Source organism: Lysobacter stagni, from assembly GCF_030053425.1.
GTDB classification, from domain to species: Bacteria; Pseudomonadota; Gammaproteobacteria; order Xanthomonadales; family Xanthomonadaceae; genus Lysobacter_J; species Lysobacter_J stagni.
In genome coordinates this window covers 3,067,050-3,086,893 of sequence record NZ_JASGBI010000001.1, presented here as the reverse complement: position 1 = coordinate 3,086,893, position 19,844 = coordinate 3,067,050, and the positions used below count along the sequence as shown (strand labels likewise).

14 protein-coding genes are annotated in these 19,844 nt (G+C 68.6%); 13 read left to right on the top strand and 1 reads right to left on the bottom strand.

Features of this window, described 5'->3' with window-relative positions:
• Positions 1–78: 78 nt before the first annotated feature.
• Positions 79–480 carry a ferric iron uptake transcriptional regulator gene (fur, locus tag QLQ15_RS14275; RefSeq protein WP_283213431.1) on the top strand — a complete coding sequence of 134 codons (402 nt, stop codon included), beginning with the start codon at positions 79–81 and terminating at the stop codon, positions 478–480.
• A 222-nt stretch (positions 481–702) separates the two neighbouring features.
• Here the strand turns inward: fur and recN are convergent, their stop codons facing one another.
• Positions 703–2,370 carry a DNA repair protein RecN gene (gene recN / locus QLQ15_RS14270; RefSeq protein WP_283213430.1) on the bottom strand — a complete coding sequence of 556 codons (1,668 nt, stop codon included), beginning with the start codon at positions 2,368–2,370 and terminating at the stop codon, positions 703–705.
• Between the two features lie 133 nt (positions 2,371–2,503).
• Here recN and hrcA point away from each other — a divergent pair, with 133 nt between their 5' ends.
• The 12 genes from hrcA (at position 2,504) to QLQ15_RS14210 (ending at position 19,834) form a co-directional block, all read left to right on the top strand.
• Positions 2,504–3,556 (top strand): heat-inducible transcriptional repressor HrcA, encoded by a 1,053-nt coding sequence (gene hrcA / locus QLQ15_RS14265; RefSeq protein ID WP_283213429.1) that lies wholly within the window; start codon positions 2,504–2,506, stop codon positions 3,554–3,556.
• 144 nt (positions 3,557–3,700) lie between these two features.
• Entirely contained in the window at positions 3,701–4,222 is a 522-nt protein-coding gene (grpE, locus tag QLQ15_RS14260; RefSeq protein WP_283213428.1) for a nucleotide exchange factor GrpE, read from the top strand.
• A gap of 143 nt (positions 4,223–4,365) precedes the next feature.
• Positions 4,366–6,285, top strand: a complete 1,920-nt coding sequence (gene dnaK / locus QLQ15_RS14255) for a molecular chaperone DnaK (RefSeq protein WP_283213427.1) — start codon at positions 4,366–4,368, stop codon at positions 6,283–6,285.
• A gap of 118 nt (positions 6,286–6,403) precedes the next feature.
• Positions 6,404–7,528 carry a molecular chaperone DnaJ gene (gene dnaJ, locus QLQ15_RS14250; RefSeq protein WP_283213426.1) on the top strand — a complete coding sequence of 375 codons (1,125 nt, stop codon included), beginning with the start codon at positions 6,404–6,406 and terminating at the stop codon, positions 7,526–7,528.
• A 113-nt stretch (positions 7,529–7,641) separates the two neighbouring features.
• Positions 7,642–8,364, top strand: a complete 723-nt coding sequence (gene dapB / locus QLQ15_RS14245) for a 4-hydroxy-tetrahydrodipicolinate reductase (RefSeq protein ID WP_283213425.1) — start codon at positions 7,642–7,644, stop codon at positions 8,362–8,364.
• A gap of 195 nt (positions 8,365–8,559) precedes the next feature.
• Complete coding sequence (gene carA / locus QLQ15_RS14240; protein ID WP_283213424.1) at positions 8,560–9,684, top strand: glutamine-hydrolyzing carbamoyl-phosphate synthase small subunit; 1,125 nt, start codon at positions 8,560–8,562, stop codon at positions 9,682–9,684.
• Between the two features lie 20 nt (positions 9,685–9,704).
• Positions 9,705–10,127 (top strand): DUF6973 domain-containing protein, encoded by a 423-nt coding sequence (locus QLQ15_RS14235; protein ID WP_283214027.1) that lies wholly within the window; start codon positions 9,705–9,707, stop codon positions 10,125–10,127.
• A gap of 8 nt (positions 10,128–10,135) precedes the next feature.
• Positions 10,136–13,387, top strand: a complete 3,252-nt coding sequence (gene carB, locus QLQ15_RS14230) for a carbamoyl-phosphate synthase large subunit (RefSeq protein WP_283213423.1) — start codon at positions 10,136–10,138, stop codon at positions 13,385–13,387.
• Positions 13,388–13,651: 264 nt separating this feature from the next.
• Positions 13,652–14,128, top strand: a complete 477-nt coding sequence (gene greA / locus QLQ15_RS14225) for a transcription elongation factor GreA (RefSeq protein WP_283213422.1) — start codon at positions 13,652–13,654, stop codon at positions 14,126–14,128.
• A complete protein-coding gene (locus tag QLQ15_RS14220) occupies positions 14,128–15,072 on the top strand; it encodes a phosphoglycerate mutase (RefSeq protein WP_283213421.1) in 945 nt (314 codons plus the stop codon). The genes greA and QLQ15_RS14220 overlap by 1 nt, the downstream gene beginning before the upstream one ends.
• Positions 15,069–16,793 (top strand): single-stranded-DNA-specific exonuclease RecJ, encoded by a 1,725-nt coding sequence (gene recJ / locus QLQ15_RS14215; protein WP_283213420.1) that lies wholly within the window; start codon positions 15,069–15,071, stop codon positions 16,791–16,793. Before QLQ15_RS14220 ends, recJ begins: the two co-directional genes overlap by 4 nt.
• 149 nt (positions 16,794–16,942) lie before the next feature.
• Positions 16,943–19,834, top strand: coding sequence for a DUF2135 domain-containing protein (locus QLQ15_RS14210; protein WP_283213419.1), 2,892 nt, complete (start codon positions 16,943–16,945; stop codon positions 19,832–19,834).
• The last annotated feature ends 10 nt before the right edge of the window (positions 19,835–19,844 follow it).

Genomic DNA, 19,844 nt, shown 5'->3' with positions numbered 1-19,844 from the left:
CCGGCGGCCACCGCCGCGTTCATCCAGCGTTCCGGGCCCCGGCGCCCGATGCGCTTCGAGTCTGACGAGGGTAATCCCATGGAATCGCAAGACCTCCGCAACGCCGGACTCAAGGTCACCCATCCGCGCCTGCGGATCCTGGAACTGCTGGAGCAGTCCAAGCCGCGGCACATGACCGCGGAAGACATCTACCGCCATCTGCTCGAGCACGGCGAGGACATCGGCCTGGCCACGGTCTATCGCGTGCTGACCCAGTTCGAGGCGGCCGGGCTGGTGCTCAAGCACAACTTCGAGGCCGGCCAGTCGGTGTACGAACTGGACCGCGGCCACCACCACGACCACATGGTCGACGTGGACACCGGCAAGATCATCGAATTCGAAAGTCCCGAGATCGAAGAGCTGCAGCGCAAGATCGCGGCCAAGCACGGTTACGAGATCGACGAGCACTCGCTGGTACTGTACGTGCGCAAGAAGCGGTGAAGCCGGGATTGGATGTTCGAAATTCGAGTGCGTGAAAAAGCCCGCCGATGGCGGGCTTTTTCGTGTGCGTGCGTGAACCCCGCGGTTGATGTCATCCCCGCTAAGGCAGGGATCCAGGCTCGCATGCGTCAACGCTGACGAAGGCCTCAATGGCGGCGGATCGATGGATTCCCGCCTTCGCGGGAATGACAGCATGCGAATCGAGAATCCCGAATCCCGCCGTCAGACCACGTCCGCCAGCAGCCGTTTCGCCGCCGCGCGCGCCTCGCGGGTGAGTTCGACACCGCCGAGCATGCGCGCCAGTTCTTCTTCGCGCTGCTTCGCATCGAGCGACTGCACCGCGCTCTGCGTGACGCCCTCGCTGGCGGCCTTGCTGACGCGGTAGTGCGCATGGCCCTGCGCGGCCACCTGCGGCAGGTGGGTGACGCACAGCACCTGGCGGCTCGCGCCGAGCGCGCGCAGCTTCTGGCCGACGATTTCCGCCACCGCACCGCCGATGCCGGTGTCGACTTCGTCGAAGACCATCGTCGGCACCGCATCCATGCCCAGCGCCGCTACTTCGATGGCCAGCGAGATGCGCGAGAGTTCGCCGCCGGAGGCAACCTTGCGCAGCGGCCGCGCGGGTTGGCCCGGGTTGGCCGCGACCATGAATTCCACGCGTTCGCCGCCGTTCGGATCGGGGCGGTCGCCGTCGGTGGGTTCCAGTTCGACGTCGAAACGTCCGCCGCCCATGCCCAGTTCGGCGATCAGGGCGGTGGTGCCCTGTGCCAGTCGCTGCGCGGCCTCGCGGCGGCGTGCGCCCAGCACGTCCGCGGCGGCACGCCAGTCCTGGCGGGCGTGTGCGATCTCTCCGTCCAGCGTCGCCAGGCGCACGCCGGCGCCGCGCAGCGTGTCCAGTTCCGCCGCGATCGCGTCGCGGTGGGCGCCGAGCTGCTCCGGCGTGACGCGGTGCTTGCGCGCCAGTTCGTGCAGGCGGCCCAGGCGGTGCTCGATGGCGTCGAACGCGGCCGGGTCCAGGTCGAGGTCGCTGCGCACGCGGTCGAGCAGGGCCAGGGCTTCGTCGATCTGGATCGCGGCGGCGTCGAGCATGGCGTCCACTTCGCCCAGGCGCGGCTCATGCTCGACCACGCGTTGCAGGTCTGAGCGCACGTGCTGCAGCGTGCGCGACAGCGACGGATCTTCCTCGCCGCCGAGCTGCGCGAATGCGCCATCGCAGGCCGCGATCAGGCCGGCCGCATGCGCATGACGTCGATGGTCTGCCTGCAGGCGGGCGATGGATTCGGGTTCCAGGTCTTCGCGGTCCAGTTCGGCATGCTGGTGTTCCAGCCAGTCGATCCGGTCGGACACGTCGCCCTGGGCCGACAGCGTGTCGCGTTCGGCGAGCAGGCCGTTCCAGTGCGCGGCGGCGGCTTCCACCGCGCGGCGTTCGGTTTCGGTGCGGCCGAAGGCATCCAGCAGGGCCAGCTGGCTGGGGCGCGACAGCAGGGCCTGGTGTTCGTGCTGGCCGTGTATCTCGACCAGCCGGCCGGCCAGTTCGCCCAGCTGCCCCAGCGTCACCGGGCGGCCGTTGACCCACGCGCGCGAACCGCCATCGGCGCGGATCACGCGGCGGATCTGGCAGGCGTCGTCCTCGTCCAGTTCGTTCTCCAGCAGCCAGGTCCGCGCCAGGGGCACGTCGTCCAGGGAGAACTCGGCGACCAGTTCGGCACGGTCGGCGCCATGGCGCACCACGCCGCTGTCGGCGCGCAGGCCCGACAGCAGGCCCAGTGCGTCCACCAGCAGCGACTTGCCGGCGCCGGTTTCGCCGGAGATCACGGTGAGGCCGGGGCCGAAGGCCAGTTCGGCCTCGCTGACCACGGCGAATTGTTTGAGCGAGAGGTGGACGAGCATCGGACCGCGATTGTGCCCTGTGTGGGTTGCCGCTTGATAGCCGGTCGCCGTCTCACCGCGTAGGAACGGGCGCGGGGAGTGCGATCGACGTCAAACCCTTGCGTCGCCCGCGAACCCGTCATATATCGCCGCCATGAGTCGCAAACCCGCCGATCCCAGCCTCGACCCGCGTGCCCGCCAGCTGCTGCGCACGCTGATCGGCCGCTACATCCACAGTGGCGAGCCCATTGGCTCGCAGACCCTCGCGCGCCACGCGGGGCTCGACGTCAGCCCGGCGACGATCCGCAACATCCTGGCCGACCTCGAGGACGCCGGGCTGCTCAGCGCGCTGCACCACTCGTCCGGGCGGGTGCCGACGGCGCAGGGCTACCGCCTGTTCGTCGATTCGCTGCTGCAGGTGCGGCCGTTGCCGGACAGCGACCTGGCGCGGCTGCGCGGCGAGCTGCCGCCGGGCTCGGGCACGCAGGCCCTGCTGGGCAGCGCCTCGGAGCTGCTGTCGGCGATGACCCATTTCGTCGGCGTGGTCAGCGTGCCGCGGCGCGAGCAGTTCGCCTTCCGCCGGATCGACTTCGTCCCGCTGGACGCCCAGCGCGTGCTGGCCATCGTCGTGTTCGCCGACAACGAGGTGCAGAACCGCATCGTGCAGACGCGGCGGGCCTTCGATGCCGGCGAGCTGGAGCGCGTGGCCAACTACCTCAACGCCCATTTCGCGGGGCGCACCGTGGCCGACATCCGCGCCACGCTGGTGCGCGAGCTGCGCAATGCCCAGGACGAGATGCAGCGGCTGCTGTCGCAGTCGGTGGAACTGGCCGACCAGGTCCTGGAACCCGCCCGCGACGACATGGTGCTTGCCGGCCAGACGCGACTGATGGGCGTGCAGGACCTGGCCGACCTGGACCGCCTGCGCGATCTGTTCGAGGCCTTTGCCCGCAAGCGCGAGATCCTGCAGCTGCTGGAGCGCACCGTGCAGGCGCCGGGCGTGCGCATCTTCATCGGCGAGGAAACCGGGCTGGCCCCGCTGGAGGGCATCTCGCTGGTGAGCGCGCCCTATGTGGCGGCGGGCAGCGGGCGCGTGCTCGGGGTGCTGGGCGTGATCGGGCCCACCCGCATGGCATACGAGCGGGTGATTCCGGTGGTGCAGGCGGCTGCGGACGCCCTGGGCGCGGCGCTCGACCCCGAAACCTGAGGCCGTGGCCGGCCGCGTGGCCGGCGTCCGTCGTGCGGTTCGTCTTGAAACCCGTGACAGCGGCCCCATTGCTGCCGTTGACGCGCCTTCGTGCGCGGTTTTCCGCATGTTTGAGCGCCCTTGGCGCAGGGAATGGAGCAACGCATGACTTCCAGCAATACCGGCGAACCCAACGACACGCCCGACGTGGCCCCCGATACCGAAGGCGCCCCGCTGGCGAACCAGCTCGAGGCCGCCCGGGCCGAACTGACACAGCTGCGCGAGGACTCGCTGCGCGAACGCGCCGAACTCGAGAACCAGCGCAAGCGCATGGCGCGCGAGCTCGACATGGCCCGCAGGTTCGCCAACGAGCGCCTGCTGTCCGAACTGCTGCCGGTGATCGACAGCCTGGAAGCGGGCCTGGCCGTGCCCGGCGACACCGCCGCGCACCTGCGCGAGGGCATGGAGCTGACCCTGCGTCAGCTGCTCAAGGTGGCCGGCGACAACGGCCTGATCGCGGTCGACCCGGTCGGCCAGCCGTTCAATCCCGAACACCACCAGGCCATGAGCATGGTCGAGGCCGCCGGCCATGCGCCCGGCAATGTGGTGCAGGTCTACCAGAAGGGCTGGTTGCTGAACGACCGGCTGCTGCGCCCGGCGCTGGTGGTCGTCGCCCGGCACGACTGAGGGGGCTGGCGCGCGCGACGAACGCGTCGCAGCCATCGTCGTGCGGTCCTTGCCCTTGAAGGGCAACGCCTGAACCCCAGATAGCGAACATCGGCGGACTGACCGCCCCAAGCATTCAAAGCATTCGAGAGGGAGCAATCACCATGGGCAAGATCATCGGCATCGACCTCGGCACGACCAATTCGTGCGTGGCGATCATGGAAGGCGGCAAGGCCCGCGTCATCGAGAATTCGGAAGGCGACCGCACCACGCCGTCCATCGTCGCCTTCACCAAGGACGGCGAAGTCCTGGTCGGCGCCTCGGCCAAGCGCCAGGCCGTCACCAACCCCAAGAACACCTTCTTCGCGGTGAAGCGCCTGATCGGCCGCAAGTTCACCGACGCCGAAGTCCAGAAGGACATCGGCCTGGTCCCGTACAAGATCACCCAGCACGACAACGGCGATGCCTGGATCGAGACGTCCGAAGGCAAGCGCATGGCCGCGCAGCAGATCTCGGCCGAAGTGCTGGCCAAGATGAAGAAGACCGCCGAGGCCTACCTGGGCGAGACCGTCACCGAGGCGGTCATCACCGTGCCGGCGTACTTCAACGACAGCCAGCGCCAGGCGACCAAGGACGCCGGCAAGATCGCCGGCCTGGACGTCAAGCGCATCATCAACGAGCCCACCGCGGCCGCGCTGGCCTACGGCATGGACAAGAAGGGCGGCGACCGCAAGGTCGCGGTCTACGACCTGGGCGGCGGCACGTTTGACGTGTCGATCATCGAGATCGCCTCGGTCGACGGCGAGATGCAGGTGGAAGTGCTGTCCACCAACGGCGACACGTTCCTGGGCGGTGAGGACTTCGACAAGCGCGTCATCGACTACCTCGTCGAGGAATTCCAGAAGGACCAGGGCATCGACCTGCGCAAGGACCCGCTGGCCCTGCAGCGCCTGAAGGACGCTGCCGAGCGCGCCAAGATCGAGCTGTCCAGCGCGCAGCAGACCGAAGTGAACCTGCCGTACGTGACGGCCGACGCCTCGGGCCCGAAGCACCTCAACATCAAGCTGACCCGCGCCAAGCTGGAAGCGCTGGTCGACGACCTGGTCAAGCGCACGATCGAACCCTGCCGCATCGCGCTGAACGACGCGGGCCTGCGTGCCAGCGAAATCAGCGAAGTGATCCTGGTCGGCGGCCAGACCCGCATGCCGAAGGTGCAGCAGGCCGTGGCCGAGTTCTTCGGCAAGGAACCGCGCAAGGACGTCAATCCCGACGAGGCCGTGGCGCTGGGCGCCGCGATCCAGGGCGGCGTGCTGGCCGGCGACGTCAAGGACGTGCTGCTGCTCGACGTGACCCCGCTGTCGCTGGGCATCGAGACGCTGGGCGGCGTGTTCACCAAGATCATCGAGAAGAACACCACCATCCCGACCAAGGCCTCGCAGGTGTTCTCCACCGCCGAGGACAACCAGTCGGCCGTGACCGTGCACGTGCTGCAGGGCGAACGAGAGCAGGCGCGCTACAACAAGTCGCTGGCCCGCTTCGACCTCACCGGCATCGAGGCCGCGCCGCGCGGCATGCCGCAGGTGGAGGTGTCCTTCGACATCGACGCCAACGGCATCCTGCATGTGTCGGCCAAGGACAAGAAGAACGGCAAGGAACAGAAGGTCGAGATCAAGGCCGGTTCGGGCCTGTCGGAGGAGGAGATCGCCAAGATGGTCTCCGACGCGGAAGCCCACCGCGAGGAAGACCAGAAGTTCCACGAGCTGGTGCAGGCCCGCAACCACGCCGACGCGCTGATCCACACCGCGCGCACGGCGATCAAGGACAACGGCGACAAGGTGCCGGGCGACGTCATCGGTCGCACCGAGGGCGCGATCGCCGAGCTGGAAACGGCCATGAAGGGCGACGACAAGGGCCAGATCGAGTCCAAGTCGAAGGCGCTGGAAGAGGCTGCACAGTCGCTGTTCGCCGCGGCCTCCGCCGCGGGCGGCCAGCCGGGCGGTGCCGACGCCGGCGCGGCTGGCGGTACCCGCTCCGACGACGTGGTGGACGCGGAGTTCACCGAGGTCAAGGACGACAAGAAGTAAGCCGGCATCCGGAAACGGGGATCGGGGTCCGGAACGACGCGTCCGGTTCCGGGTCCCCTTCCTGTGTCCGGCCTGACCCATCGCGAACCACGAAAACCGAATCACGAATCCCGGCTCCATGAGCAAACGCGACTATTACGAAGTGCTGGGCGTGGCCCGCGACGCCAGCGACGATGACCTGAAGAAGGCCTATCGCCGCTGTGCGATGAAGTTCCATCCGGACCGCAACCCCGGCGACGCGGCTGCGGAAGCCTCGTTCAAGGAATGCAAGGAAGCGTACGAGGTGCTGTCCGACGGCAACCGCCGGCGCGCCTACGACCAGCACGGCCATGCCGCGTTCGAACACGGCATGGGCGGCGGTGGCGGTGGCCAGGGTTACGCCGACATGGGCGACATCTTCGGCGACATCTTCGGCAACATCTTCGGTGGCGGTGCCGCACGCGGGCCGCGTCGCGGCGCCGACATCGGCTACGTGATGGAGCTGTCGCTGGAGGAAGCGGTCGGCGGCGTCGACAAGACCATCGAGATCCCCACGCTCGACGAGTGCACCACGTGCGACGGCAGCGGTTCGGCGGACGGAAAGCTGGAGGACTGCGCCACCTGCCACGGCCGTGGCCAGGTGCGTTTCCAGCGCGGCATCTTCTCGATGCAGCAGGCCTGCCCGCACTGCGGCGGTCGCGGCAAGACCATTCCCAACCCCTGCGCGGACTGCAACGGCCAGGGGCGCGTCGAACGCACCAAGACGTTGCAGGTGAAGATCCCCGCGGGCGTGGACAACGGCGACCGCATCCGCCTGGCGGGCGAGGGCGAAGCCGGCCCCGCCGGTTCGCCGCCGGGAGACCTGTACGTCGACGTGCGCGTGCGCGAGCACGATATCTTCCAGCGCGACGGCGACGATCTGCACTGCGAAGTGCCGATCCGCATCTCGCAGGCCGCGCTGGGCGACACCATCCGCGTGCCCACGCTGGAAGGCGAGGTCGAGCTGCGCATTCCGATCGAAACGCAGACCGGCAAGCTGTTCCGCCTGCGCGATCGCGGCGTGAAGTCCGTGCGCAGCCGCAAGCCCGGCGACCTGTACTGCCGCGTCGTCGTGGAAACCCCGGTCAACCTGACCAACGAGCAGCGCGAGTTGCTGGAGAAGTTCGAGGCCACCTTCGTGGGCGAGGGCGCGCGTCGCCATTCGCCGCGGTCCTCGACCTTCATGGACGGCGTCAAGGGTTTCTGGGACCGCATGACGTCCTGACGCCGACGTCGGGATCGATGGATGAGAGAAGGCCGGCGCAAACGCCGGCCTTTTTCATGGCGTCTGCGCGAAGCGGCTTGTGGCGCTGCATCGGCGTCGCTAGCCTGTCGCGCATGACTTCCGATCCCGCACCCGTCCGCATCCTCATCCACGGCGCTTCCGGTCGCATGGGCCAGGCCCTGCTGCGCCTGGCCGCCGAACGCGACGACGTGGTCGTGGTCGCGGCGGTGCAGCGCTCGCAGCCGGCGCAGCGCGTCGTGGACGGCGTGCCGCATTTCGCGGCGTCGGAATTGCCGGGTGCGCCGGAATTCGACGTGGCCATCGACTTCAGCCTGCCGGAGGGTTTCGATCCCGTGCTTGCGCTGTGCGAGCAACGCGGCGCCGCGCTGGTGTCGGGCACGACCGGGCTGGAGCCGGAGCAGCGCGAGGCGCTGGACGCCGCCGCACAGAAGATTCCGCTGCTGTGGGCGGCCAATTTCAGCCTCGGCGTGGCGATCCTGGGCGAGCTGGTGGAGCGTGCCGCCGCGGCGTTGCCGGGCTGGGATTGCGACATCGTCGAATCACACCACGTGCACAAGAAGGACGCACCGTCCGGAACGGCGCTCGCGCTGGGCGCATGCGCGGAACACGGCGGGGCGTCGCCGCGCTATGCCTCGCTGCGGGCCGGCGACATCGTCGGCGAGCACCTGGTGCAGTTCGCCACGCAGGGCGAACGGATCGAGCTGGTTCATCGCGCGACCAATCGCGACATCTTTGCCCGCGGCGCGCTCCACGCGGCCTCGCGGCTGCCCGGGCGCGCTCCGGGGCGCTATCGCCTGCGCGACCTGCTGTCCTGAACAAGACGGCCCGATGTGCCTGGCCAGCGCAGATGACGCTGGCGTTACCGGCGTCGGGCCGCTAGAATTCCGGCTCGCCTGAACCCCTTCCGCCGGACCGGTCCCGCACCGCGTCCGCGTTTTGCTGCAACCCGGTTTTGCCGGTGTTCGCGCGACGGGAAGGGTCAGCACCCCCCGGCAGCCAAGGCGATCCCCGTGACCCAACCCGCAATCCTCGCGCTCGAAGACGGCACCATCTTCGAGGGCGTTTCCGTCGGCGCGCCCGGCCTTTCGGTCGGCGAAGTCGTATTCAACACGGCCATCACCGGCTACCAGGAAATCCTCACGGACCCGTCGTACGCGCGCCAGCTGGTGACGCTGACGTATCCGCACATCGGCAACACCGGTTGCACCGACCAGGACGACGAGGCCGCACAGGCTTGGGCCGCAGGCCTGATCGTGCGCAACGTGCCGCGCCGCCCGAGCAACTGGCGCAGCCAGGTGTCGCTGCCGGAATGGCTGAAGGCGCGCGGCATCGTCGCCATCGCCGACATCGACACGCGCAAGCTCACGCGCATCCTGCGCGAAAAGGGCGCGCAGAACGGCGCGCTGATGGCCGGTGATATCGACGTCGACAAGGCACTGGAAGCCGCGCGCAAGTTCCCGGGCCTCAAGGGCATGGACCTGGCGAAGGAAGTCACCACGCGTGAGCGCTACGAATGGCGCGACGGCCAGCTCGACCTGGACCGCAACGAGTTCGTGAAGGCCGAGCCGAAGTTCCACGTCGTCGCCTACGACTACGGCGTCAAGCACAACATCCTGCGCATGCTGGCCGAGCGCGGCTGCAAGCTGACCGTCGTGCCGGCGCAGACGCCGGCCTCGGAGGTCTTCGCGCTCAAGCCCGACGGCGTGTTCCTGTCCAACGGCCCGGGCGACCCGGCGCCGTGCGACTACGCCATCGCCGCGATCAAGGAATTCATCGCCGCGAAGATCCCGACCTTCGGCATCTGCCTGGGCCACCAGCTGCTGGCGCTGGCCGCCGGTGCGCAGACGCTGAAGATGGGCCACGGCCACCACGGCGCGAATCACCCGGTGCAGGACATCGACACCGGCCGCGTGATGATCACCTCGCAGAACCACGGCTTCGCCGTCGACGAGTCGACGCTGCCGGCCAACGTGCGCGTGATCCACCGTTCGCTGTTCGACGGCACCAACCAGGGCATCGAGCTCACCGACGCGCCGGCCTTCAGCTTCCAGGGACATCCGGAGGCAAGTCCGGGTCCGCACGACGTGGCGCCGCTGTTCGACCGGTTCGTCGCGACGATGCAGCAGGCCAAGTGAGCGTCGCGGCTGCCAGGCCGATCCGCAGGAAGCGCCACTGGCGCACGTTGTTCGTTCTTGCGGTGGTGCTGGGCGCCTATCCGGCGTTCGTGATGGCAGCCACGTACTCGCAGTTCTTCGCCGCCGGTCTGCCCGGCGGTCGCAACGGCCCGGCCGATGCGTACCGCCACTCGCTCGCCAGCGCGATCGTCGCCTACACGCTGTCTCCGCGCTGCGTGGACTGGGTGACGAACGTGATGGAGCGCGACGGGCAGGGCAATGCGGCCCGTGCGATGGATGCGCACAACAACCGGCTCGGCGCGCGCATCGGCGCGACTGCCCACAGCTGGAACGCCATGCAGCAGGCGGTGCTTGCTGCCGTGAAGAACGGTGCGATCGACGCCCGATCGCCCGACCAGATCACCTGGCTCGCGCCCGACGCGTGGCAGGAACGACTTTACTGAGGACCCCCATGCCCAAGCGCACCGACATCAAAACCGTCCTGATCATCGGCGCCGGCCCGATCGTGATCGGCCAGGCCTGCGAGTTCGACTACTCCGGCGCACAGGCCTGCAAGGCCCTGCGCGACGAGGGCTACCGCGTGGTGCTGGTCAACAGCAACCCGGCCACGATCATGACCGACCCGAACATGGCCGACGCCGTGTACATCGAGCCGATCAACTGGCAGACGGTCGAGAAGATCATCGCCAAGGAAAAGCCCGATGCGCTGCTGCCGACCATGGGTGGCCAGACCGCCCTCAACTGCGCACTCGACCTGGCCGACAACGGCGTGCTCGAGAAGTACAACGTCGAGCTGATCGGTGCGTCCCGCGATGCCATCCGCATGGCCGAGGACCGCGAGCTGTTCCGCGTCGCCATGTCCGAGATCGGCCTGGAATGCCCGAAGGCCGAAGTCGCGCGCACGTTCGAGCAGGCCGTCGAGATCCAGACCAAGGTCGGCTACCCGACCATCATCCGCCCGTCGTTCACGCTCGGCGGCACCGGCGGCGGCATCGCGTACAACAAGGAAGAGTTCGAGGAGATCGCCAAGCGCGGCCTGGAACTGTCGCCCGTGCACGAGATCCTCGTCGAGGAATCGGTGCTGGGCTGGAAGGAATTCGAGATGGAGGTGGTCCGCGACACGAAGGACAACTGCATCATCGTGTGCTCCATCGAGAACTTCGACGCGATGGGCGTGCACACCGGCGACTCGATCACCGTCGCCCCGGCGCAGACCCTGACCGACAAGGAATACCAGCGCCTGCGCGATGCCTCCATCGCGGTCCTGCGCAAGATCGGCGTCGACACCGGCGGTTCGAACGTGCAGTTCGGCATCAACGCCCATGACGGCCGCGTCGTCGTCATCGAGATGAACCCGCGCGTGTCGCGCTCCTCGGCGCTGGCGTCGAAGGCCACCGGCTTCCCGATCGCCAAGGTCGCGGCCAAGCTCGCCGTGGGCTACACGCTGGACGAGCTGAAGAACGAGATCACCGGCGGCAAGACGCCGGCCTCGTTCGAGCCGAGCATCGACTACGTCGTCACCAAGATCCCGCGCTTCGCGTTCGAGAAGTTCCCGCAGGCCGACGCGCGCCTGACCACGCAGATGAAGTCCGTCGGCGAGGTGATGGCCATGGGCCGCACCTTCCAGGAATCGCTGCAGAAGGCGCTGCGCGGACTGGAGACCGGCAAGGTCGGCCTGGATCCCACTGGCCTGGACCTGTCGAACGACGACGACATCGCCAAGCTCAAGCGCGAGCTCAAGGAGCCGGGCCCGGAGCGCATGTTCCACATCGGCGACGCCTTCCGCGCCGGAATGAGCGTGGAAGACGTGCACGCGCTGTCGTTCGTCGATCCGTGGTTCCTCGACCAGATCGAGGAAATCATCGCCAACGAGAAGTCCGTCGCGGAGGCCGGCCTGTCGGCGCTCGACAAGTCGCGCATGCGCGAACTCAAGCGCATGGGCTTCTCCGACGCACGCCTGGCGCAGCTCACCGGCACCGATGAAACCGCCGTGCGCACACTGCGCCGCGCCTTCGGCGTGCGTCCGGTGTACAAGCGCGTGGACTCGTGCGCGGCGGAGTTCGCCACCACGACCGCCTACATGTACTCGACGTATGAAGACGAGTGCGAGGCCAACCCGACCGATCGCAACAAGATCATCGTGCTCGGCGGTGGCCCGAACCGCATCGGCCAGGGCATCGAGTTCGACTACTGTTGCGTGCACGCGGCGCTCGCCCTGCGCGAGGACGGGTACGAGACCATCATGGTCAACTGCAACCCGGAAACCGTCTCCACCGATTACGACACCTCCGACCGCCTGTACTTCGAGCCGCTGACGCTGGAAGACGTGCTGGAGATCGCCGACCTGGAGAAGCCCAAGGGCGTGATCGTGCAGTACGGCGGCCAGACGCCGCTGAAGCTGGCACGCGCGCTGGAAGCCAACGGCGTGCCGATCATCGGCACCTCGCCGGACAGCATCGACCTGGCCGAGGACCGCGAGCGCTTCCAGAAGCTGGTGCAGGACCTGGGCCTGGCGCAGCCGCTCAACCGCACTGCGCGCAATCCGGAAGAAGCCGTCGTGCTGGCCTCGCAGATCGGCTACCCGCTGGTCGTGCGCCCGAGCTACGTGCTGGGCGGCCGCGCCATGGAAATCGTCCATGGCGACGCCGACCTCAAGCGCTACATGCGCGATGCGGTGAAGGTGTCCAACGATTCGCCGGTGCTGCTGGACCGATTCCTCGACAACGCGGTGGAAGTGGACGTGGACGTCATCGCCGACAAGGACGGCAACGTGCTGATCGGCGGCGTGATGGAGCACATCGAGGAAGCCGGCGTGCATTCGGGCGACTCCTCGTGCTCGCTGCCGCCGTACTCGCTGAGCCCGGCCGTGCAGGACAAGCTGCGCGAGCAGGTCGTCGCGCTGGCCAAGTCGCTGAAGGTCGTGGGCCTGATGAACACCCAGTTCGCGATCACCTTTGACGAGGACGGCAAGGAAACCATCTACCTGATCGAAGTGAACCCGCGCGCCTCGCGCACGGTGCCGTTTGTTTCCAAGGCCACGGGCATGGCGCTGGCGAAGATCGCCGCGCGCTGCATGGTCGGCCAGACGCTGGCCGCGCAGGGCGCGACGAAGGAAATCGTGCCGGACTACTACTCGGTGAAGGAAGCCATCTTCCCGTTCGCCAAGTTCCAGGGCGTGGACCCGATCCTCGGCCCGGAAATGCGCTCCACCGGCGAGGTGATGGGCGTGGGTCGCAACTTCGGCGCCGCGATGGCGCGCGCGCAGGAGGCCGGCGGCATCAAGGCACTGCCGCAGGGCGGCAAGGTGTTCGTCTCGGTGCGCGATCCGGACAAGAAGCGCGTGCTGCCCGTTGCGCAGGACCTGGTGAAGCGCGGCTACGCCCTCGTCGCGACCGAAGGCACGCACGCCTTCCTGACCGCGCAGGGCCTGGAGTGCGAGCGCATCAACAAGGTCACCGAAGGCCGTCCGCACGTGGTCGACCTGATCAAGAACGGCGAGCTGGTCTACATCGTCAACACGACCGAAGGCCGCCAGGCCATCAACGACTCGTTCTCGATCCGGCGCGAAGCCCTGCAGCACCGCGTGACGTACTCGACCACCGTGTCGGGTGCCCGTGCGCTGGTGAACTCGCTGGAGTTCCGCGGCACCGGCCCGGTGTGGTCGCTGCAGGAACTGCACGCGGAAGTGCAGGGCGCGGCGTAAGACGCCTCGCGCGGGCGGCCCGTCCAAGGGCTGCCCGCGTCGCTATCGCGCCCTTGCCGTCATCCCCGCGAAGGCGGGGATTCAAGCCTGAGAGCGTCACGCCCGACGGAAGCCGGAATGGCGCGGACCGTTGGGTTCCCGCCTTCGCGGGAACGACGGCTCGGGGCCGTGGTGGGATGGCTGACCTTCACCCGGGCCGCCATCTGATAGAGAATCCGCATAACGGAAAGCCGGGTCGCGTGCCCGGCGCACAGGAAACAAGCAATGCGAGCACCCCTTACCCTTCAGGGCGCGCAGCGTCTGCGCGCTGAGCTGGAAGAATTGAAGTCGGTCAAGCGCCCGGCGGTCATCAACGCGATCTCCGAAGCGCGCGCCCACGGCGACCTCAAGGAGAACGCCGAGTACCACGCGGCCCGCGAACAGCAGGGCTTCATCGAAGGTCGCATCAAGCAGCTCGAAGCCGAGCTGTCGCACGCGCAGGTCATCGACGTGTCCTCGCTCAACGCCGGTTCGCGCGTCGTGTTCGGCGCGACCGTCGAACTGGCCGACACCGAAACCGACGAAGAGCGGCGCTACCAGATCGTTGGCGACCTGGAAGCCGACATCAAGCAGGGCCTGATCGCCATCTCCTCGCCGGTGGCGCGTGCGCTGATCGGCAAGCACGAGGGCGACACCATCACCATCGACGCCCCCGGCGGCACCCGCGAGTACGAAATCGTCGGCGTCAGCTACGCCGGCTGATGATCACCCTGCTGCTGCCGCCACGCGAACGCTTCGGCGGGCAGCGTCTTTCCGCGCCCACCGGCAAGGCGCTGGCGCGAGCGGATCGCAGCGAGGCGCAGGGTGATCCCACGACCCAGGTACTGGACGTGCTGCCGCGCGGCTGGCCCGTCGCGGCGGCGGCGCGGCAACGCGATGTCGGCGATGCGGCGGGCGCGCTGTGGTTGCGCGCCGATCCCGCCTACGTCCAACCCGACATCAACGGTGCGCGGCTGCTGTCCTACGGGCAGGCGTTGAACCTGGGCGCGTCGGATGCCGAAGCCTTGCTGCGCCCGCTGAAACCCCTGTTCGGCGACGCCGGTTTTCCGATCGACGCGCCATCTCCGTCGCGTTGGTACCTGCGCCTGCCGCAGGGCGCGAAGTTGCCCACGTTCACCTCGCCGGAGCAGGCGCTCGGCGCGGACATGTTCGACGAACTGCCGCAGGGCCCTGAAGGGCGACGCTGGCGCGCCTTGTTGAGCGAAGCGCAGGTCGTGCTGCACAACCATCCGCTCAATGCCCAGCGCGCTGCCGCGGGCCTGGCACCGGTGAACTCGCTGTGGTTCTGGGGTGCCGGCACGCTGCCCGACCACGTGCAATCGCGCTACGCGTCCCTGGCCAGCGACGACGAAGTGCTGACCGCACTGGGTGCGCTTGCCGGCGCATCGGTGCAGGCGTTGCCCAGCGCGTGGCGCGGCGAAGCGGGGCAGGGCGATCGTCTGTTCGACCTGCGCGGCGCGCGCGATCTCGCCGTGCTCGAGCGCGACTGGTTCGCGCCGCTGCTGTCGGCAATGGCACGCGGTGAAGTGAAGTCGCTGCGCCTGGATTTCGCCGATGGTGCGCGTTTCGATGTGAACCGGTCGCAGCGTTGGCGTTTCTGGCGACGGCCGCTGGTCTCCTTCGTCCGCGCCGCCTCGAACGGATGAAGCCGGTGGCGCGCCTGCGACGCCGCGACTGCGTCGATCCGGGCCAGTGGCCCGACCATATCCCGCCGCTGCTGCGCCGGCTCTACGCCGCGCGCGGCGCGACGTCGCTCGAACTCGCGCAGCCGCGGCTGTCGCACCTGCTGGCGCCCGACAGCCTGGGCGGTCTTGATTCGGCCACCGCACTGCTGGCCGACGCCATCGCGAACAACCGCCACATCGTCGTCGTCGGCGACTTCGATTGCGACGGCGCCACGGCCTGCGCGGTCGGCGTGCGCGGGCTGCAAATGCTTGGTGCGCGCCGCGTGTCGCACGCGGTGCCCAACCGCATCGTGCACGGCTACGGCCTGTCGCCGGCGCTGGTGGAGGAACTGGCCGCATTGCAGCCGGACCTGCTGGTCACCGTCGACCACGGTATCGCCTGCCACGCCGGCATCGCCGCGGCGAAGGCGCGCGGCTGGCAGGTGCTGGTGACCGATCACCATCTGCCCGGCGAACACCTGCCGCCGGCCGATGCCATCGTCGACCCCAACCTGCGCGGCGATGCATTCCCGAGCAAGGTGCTGGCCGGCGTGGGCGTGATGTTCTACGTGCTGCTGGCATTGCGCCGCCGCCTTCGCGCGCAGGGCACGTTCGGCGAGCGCGACCCGGATCTTTCGGTGCTGCTGGACCTGGTTGCGGTGGGTACCGTGGCCGACCTCGTGCCGCTGGATGCCAACAACCGCGCGCTCGTCGGCGCGGGCCTGCGACGCCTGCGTGCCGGACACGGCTGTGCGGGCCTGCGTGCGCTGATCGAAGTGGCGCAGCGCGATGCCGGACGTCTGACCGCGACCGACATCGGCTACGCCATCGGCCCGCGTCTGAACGCGGCGGGACGACTGGAAGACATGGCGCTGGGCATCGAATGCCTGCTCACCGACGACCTCGCCCGTGCGCGCGACATCGCCGCCACGCTCAACGAGATCAACAGCGAGCGCCGCGCCGTGCAGCAACAGATGACCGATGACGCCGAGCGCGCACTGGCGCGCGTCGCCGTCACCGGTGGCGACGCGCCGGTGGCCGTGTGCCTGTTCGATGCCGAATGGCATCCCGGCGTGGTCGGCCTGGTGGCGTCGAAGATGAAGGAGCGGCTGCACCGCCCGGTCATCGCCTTCGCGCCGGCCGAGCCGGGCAGCGACGCGCTGCGCGGGTCCGCGCGCTCCATTCCCGGTTTCCACATCCGCGATGCGCTGGCCGACGTGCATGCGCGCCATCCGCAGTTGATCGAGCGCTTCGGCGGGCACGCGATGGCGGCGGGACTTTCGCTGCGGGCGGACGACTTCGCAGCGTTCGCCGAAGCGTTCCGGCAGGTGGCGACGGATGCGCTCACGCCGGAACTGTTGCAGGCCGACGTGCTCAGCGACGGCGAGCTGGACGCGCCGGAGTTCTGCCGTGCCAGCGCCGAGGCGCTGCGCGACGGCGGTCCGTGGGGGCAGGGCTTCGCCGAGCCGCAGTTCGATGGCGAGTTCGACGTGCTGGGCTGGCGCGTGGTCGGGGAACGCCACCTCAAGCTGGAACTGGGCGTCGCCGGGCTGCGCCTCAATGCGATCGAGTTCGGCGGCTGGACCGGCCTGGCGCCACCGCAGCGCGTTCGCATCGCCTACCGGTTGGAGCCCGACGACTACCGCGGCGGGGACGCGGTGCAGCTCGTGGTGGTGCATCGCGAAGCGCATCCGGAAGGCTGACCGCCAGCCGCGCGGGCGTGGCCAATGTGGCGCACGGGCACGGGGTGTTGCCATGGTGCAATCGATCTAACCCTTTGGCGGGCTTCGGCCGTTAAAGGGAGGAACTTGTCTTCGGGGGGAGGGGAATGATGCGCTCAATGAGATTGGGGATGTGCGCCATGCTGGCGCTTGCGGCATTCGCGGCGGGGGCGCAGACCCGCGCGCCCGTGCGCGTCGCGCCACCGTTGATGTCCACCATGGGCGCCACCGCGGAGAAGCCCATCGGCCTTCGCTCCGCACGGATCGCCGTCCACGTCGACGGTGGCATGGCGCGGACCAGTGTGGACCTGGTGTTCCACAACCCCAACGACCGGCGCCTCGAAGGCGAGCTGCAGTTCCCCTTGCTGCCGGGCCAGCAGATCACCGGCTTCGCGCTGGACATCGACGGGGTCATGCGCCCGGCGGTGCCGGTGCCGAAGGACAAGGGCCGCGAGACCTTCGAAGCGATCGAGCGCAAGCGCGTCGATCCGGCCCTGCTGGAACAGACCGCCGGCAATCAGTTCCGCCTGCGCGTCTATCCGGTTCCGGCGCAGGGGGAGCGCCGTGTGCAGCTGGTTTTCAGCGAACCGATGCAGCGCGGAACCGATGGCTGGCGCCTGCGTTTGCCGCTCCAGTTCGCCGCGGGCCTGGCAGCGGTGGACCTGCGCGTCACCGGCGGCGAGCCACGCATCGATGGCACCTTCGGTCCGGTCGTGCTGCGCCGCAAGGGCGGCGGATTCGAGGGGCAGCTGCAACGCAACCAGTTCCGTGCGGACAGCGAACTCGCCCTGCAGTTCGCGGTCGCCACCGAAGCGCGCAGCTACACGCAGGCCTTCGAAGGCGAGCACTACTTCTTCGCCGAGGTGCCGTTGCAGGGCACTCCCGCCCCGCGTGCATTGCCGAAGGTGATCGGCTTGTTGTGGGACAGCTCGGCATCGGGTCGCAAACGCGACCACGCCGGAGAACTGGCCGTGCTGGAGCGCTACTTCCAGGCCGCGGCCGACGTGGAGGTCCGCCTGATTCGCCTGCGCGACCGTGCCGAGCCGGTCGAGCGTTTCGTGGTTCACGGTGGTCAGTGGGCTGACCTGCGTCGTTCGCTGCAGGCCACCGTGTACGACGGTGCCACCGATCCCGGCGGCTGGACGCCGCAGGCCGACGTCGGCGAGTACCTGCTGGTGAGCGACGGGCTGTTCAACTACGGGCAACGCCATTTCCCGGAGCTCAAGCCGGGCCAGCGTCTCTACGCACTCAACTCGGTCGGCGCGGCATCGGACGACGCACGGCTGTCCGCGCTGGTGGAGGCGCATGAGGGCCGCGTCATCGCATGGAAGGGCGCGGCCGACGCCGCGCGCGCCGCGGCCGACCTGCTGCAGGACGCCCCGCACCTGGTGGCGATGGAAGGCCTTGGCGCGACGGACCTGGTGTCGGCCTCGCGCTATCCGCAGGACGGGCTGCTGCGCATCGCCGGCCGACTCTCCGAGCCGTCCGCGACGATCGGGCTGCAGGTGTTCGACAACGGACGCACGCGGCGCATCGACGTGCCGGTGGCGAGCCGGGGCGAGGAGGGAACGCTCGCCGCGCATCTGTGGGCGGAGTATTCGATCCGCGCCCTGCAGTCCGACCGCGCCGCAAACCGTACCGCGATCGGGCGGATTGGCCAGCGCTTCGGCATCGTCACGCCGGAGACATCGCTGATCGTGCTGGAAGCCATCGAAGACTATGTGGAGCACGACATCGTGCCGCCCGCGGAATACCGCGCGCAGTTCGATGCGCTCAAGGCGCAACGACGCGCGCAGGAAGGCGTATCGCAGCAAACGCACCTGGACGAGATTGCGGAGCAATACACGCAGCGGATCGAGTGGTGGTCGCGGAAGTGGCCGAAGAACAATCCCCCGAAACCGGAGCAGGACAGGGGGCCGGCCACGGGCGGTGCAGCGCCCATCCCTGCACCCGCGGCGATGATGGCTGACGCGGAACGCGTCCGCAGCGAGGAGCAGGCGGCGCAGCGGGCTTCTGCGGATGAAGCCACGCTGGACCGCATCGAGGTCACGGGCGCGCGAATGGAAGCCGCTGCCGCCGCGGCCGAGGAGGCGCGCGTCGGTGCCGAAGCGCAGACCAACACCATCGCGTTGCAACCCTGGGAGCCCGATTCTCCCTACGCGCGCCGCCTGCGTCAGGCCGCGCCGGAACAGGTCTACGCCCAGTATCTGGACGAGCGCGACTCGTACGCGGACAGCCCCGCGTTCTACCTCGACGTGGCCGACATCCTGTTCCAGAAGAAGCAGCCCGAACTCGCGCTGCGCGTGCTTTCCAACCTGGCCGAGCTGGACCTGGAAAACCGCCATCTGCTGCGCGTGCTGGGCTATCGCCTGATGCAGGCCGACCAGCCGTCGCTGGCCGTGCCGGTGCTGGAGCGCGTGCTGCTGATCTCCGAAGAGGAACCGCAGAGCTTCCGCGACCTCGGCCTGGCCTATGCGGCCGATCGCCGTCAGCAGCAGGCGATCGATGCCTTGTACGAGGTGGTGCGTCGCCAGTGGGACGGCCGCTTCGGTGGTGTCGCGCAGATCGCATTGGCCGAATTGAACGCCATCGTGGCCAACGCGAAACCGGCCCTCGACACCGGCCGCATCGATCCACGCCTGCTCAAGAACCTGCCCGTCGGCCTGCGCACTGTGCTGAGCTGGGACAGCGACAACAGCGACATGGACCTGTGGGTGACCGATCCGAACGGTGAGAAGTGCTACTACAGCAACCGTTCGACGTACCAGGGCGGCCGTCTCTCCGAGGACTTCACCGGTGGCTACGGTCCCGAGGAGTTCGTGCTGCGCGATCCCAAGCCGGGCAAGTACAAGGTGCAGGCCCATTATTTCGGCGATCGGCAGCAGGTCGTTACCGGCGCCACCACCTTGTCGCTGTGGCTGAGCACGGGTTTCGGAACGCCACGTCAGAAAGACCAGCGCATCACCCTGCGATTGGAGGGGCGCTCCGACAGCGTTCTGGTGGGCGAGTTCGAAGTGAAGTAACCCGCCCTTT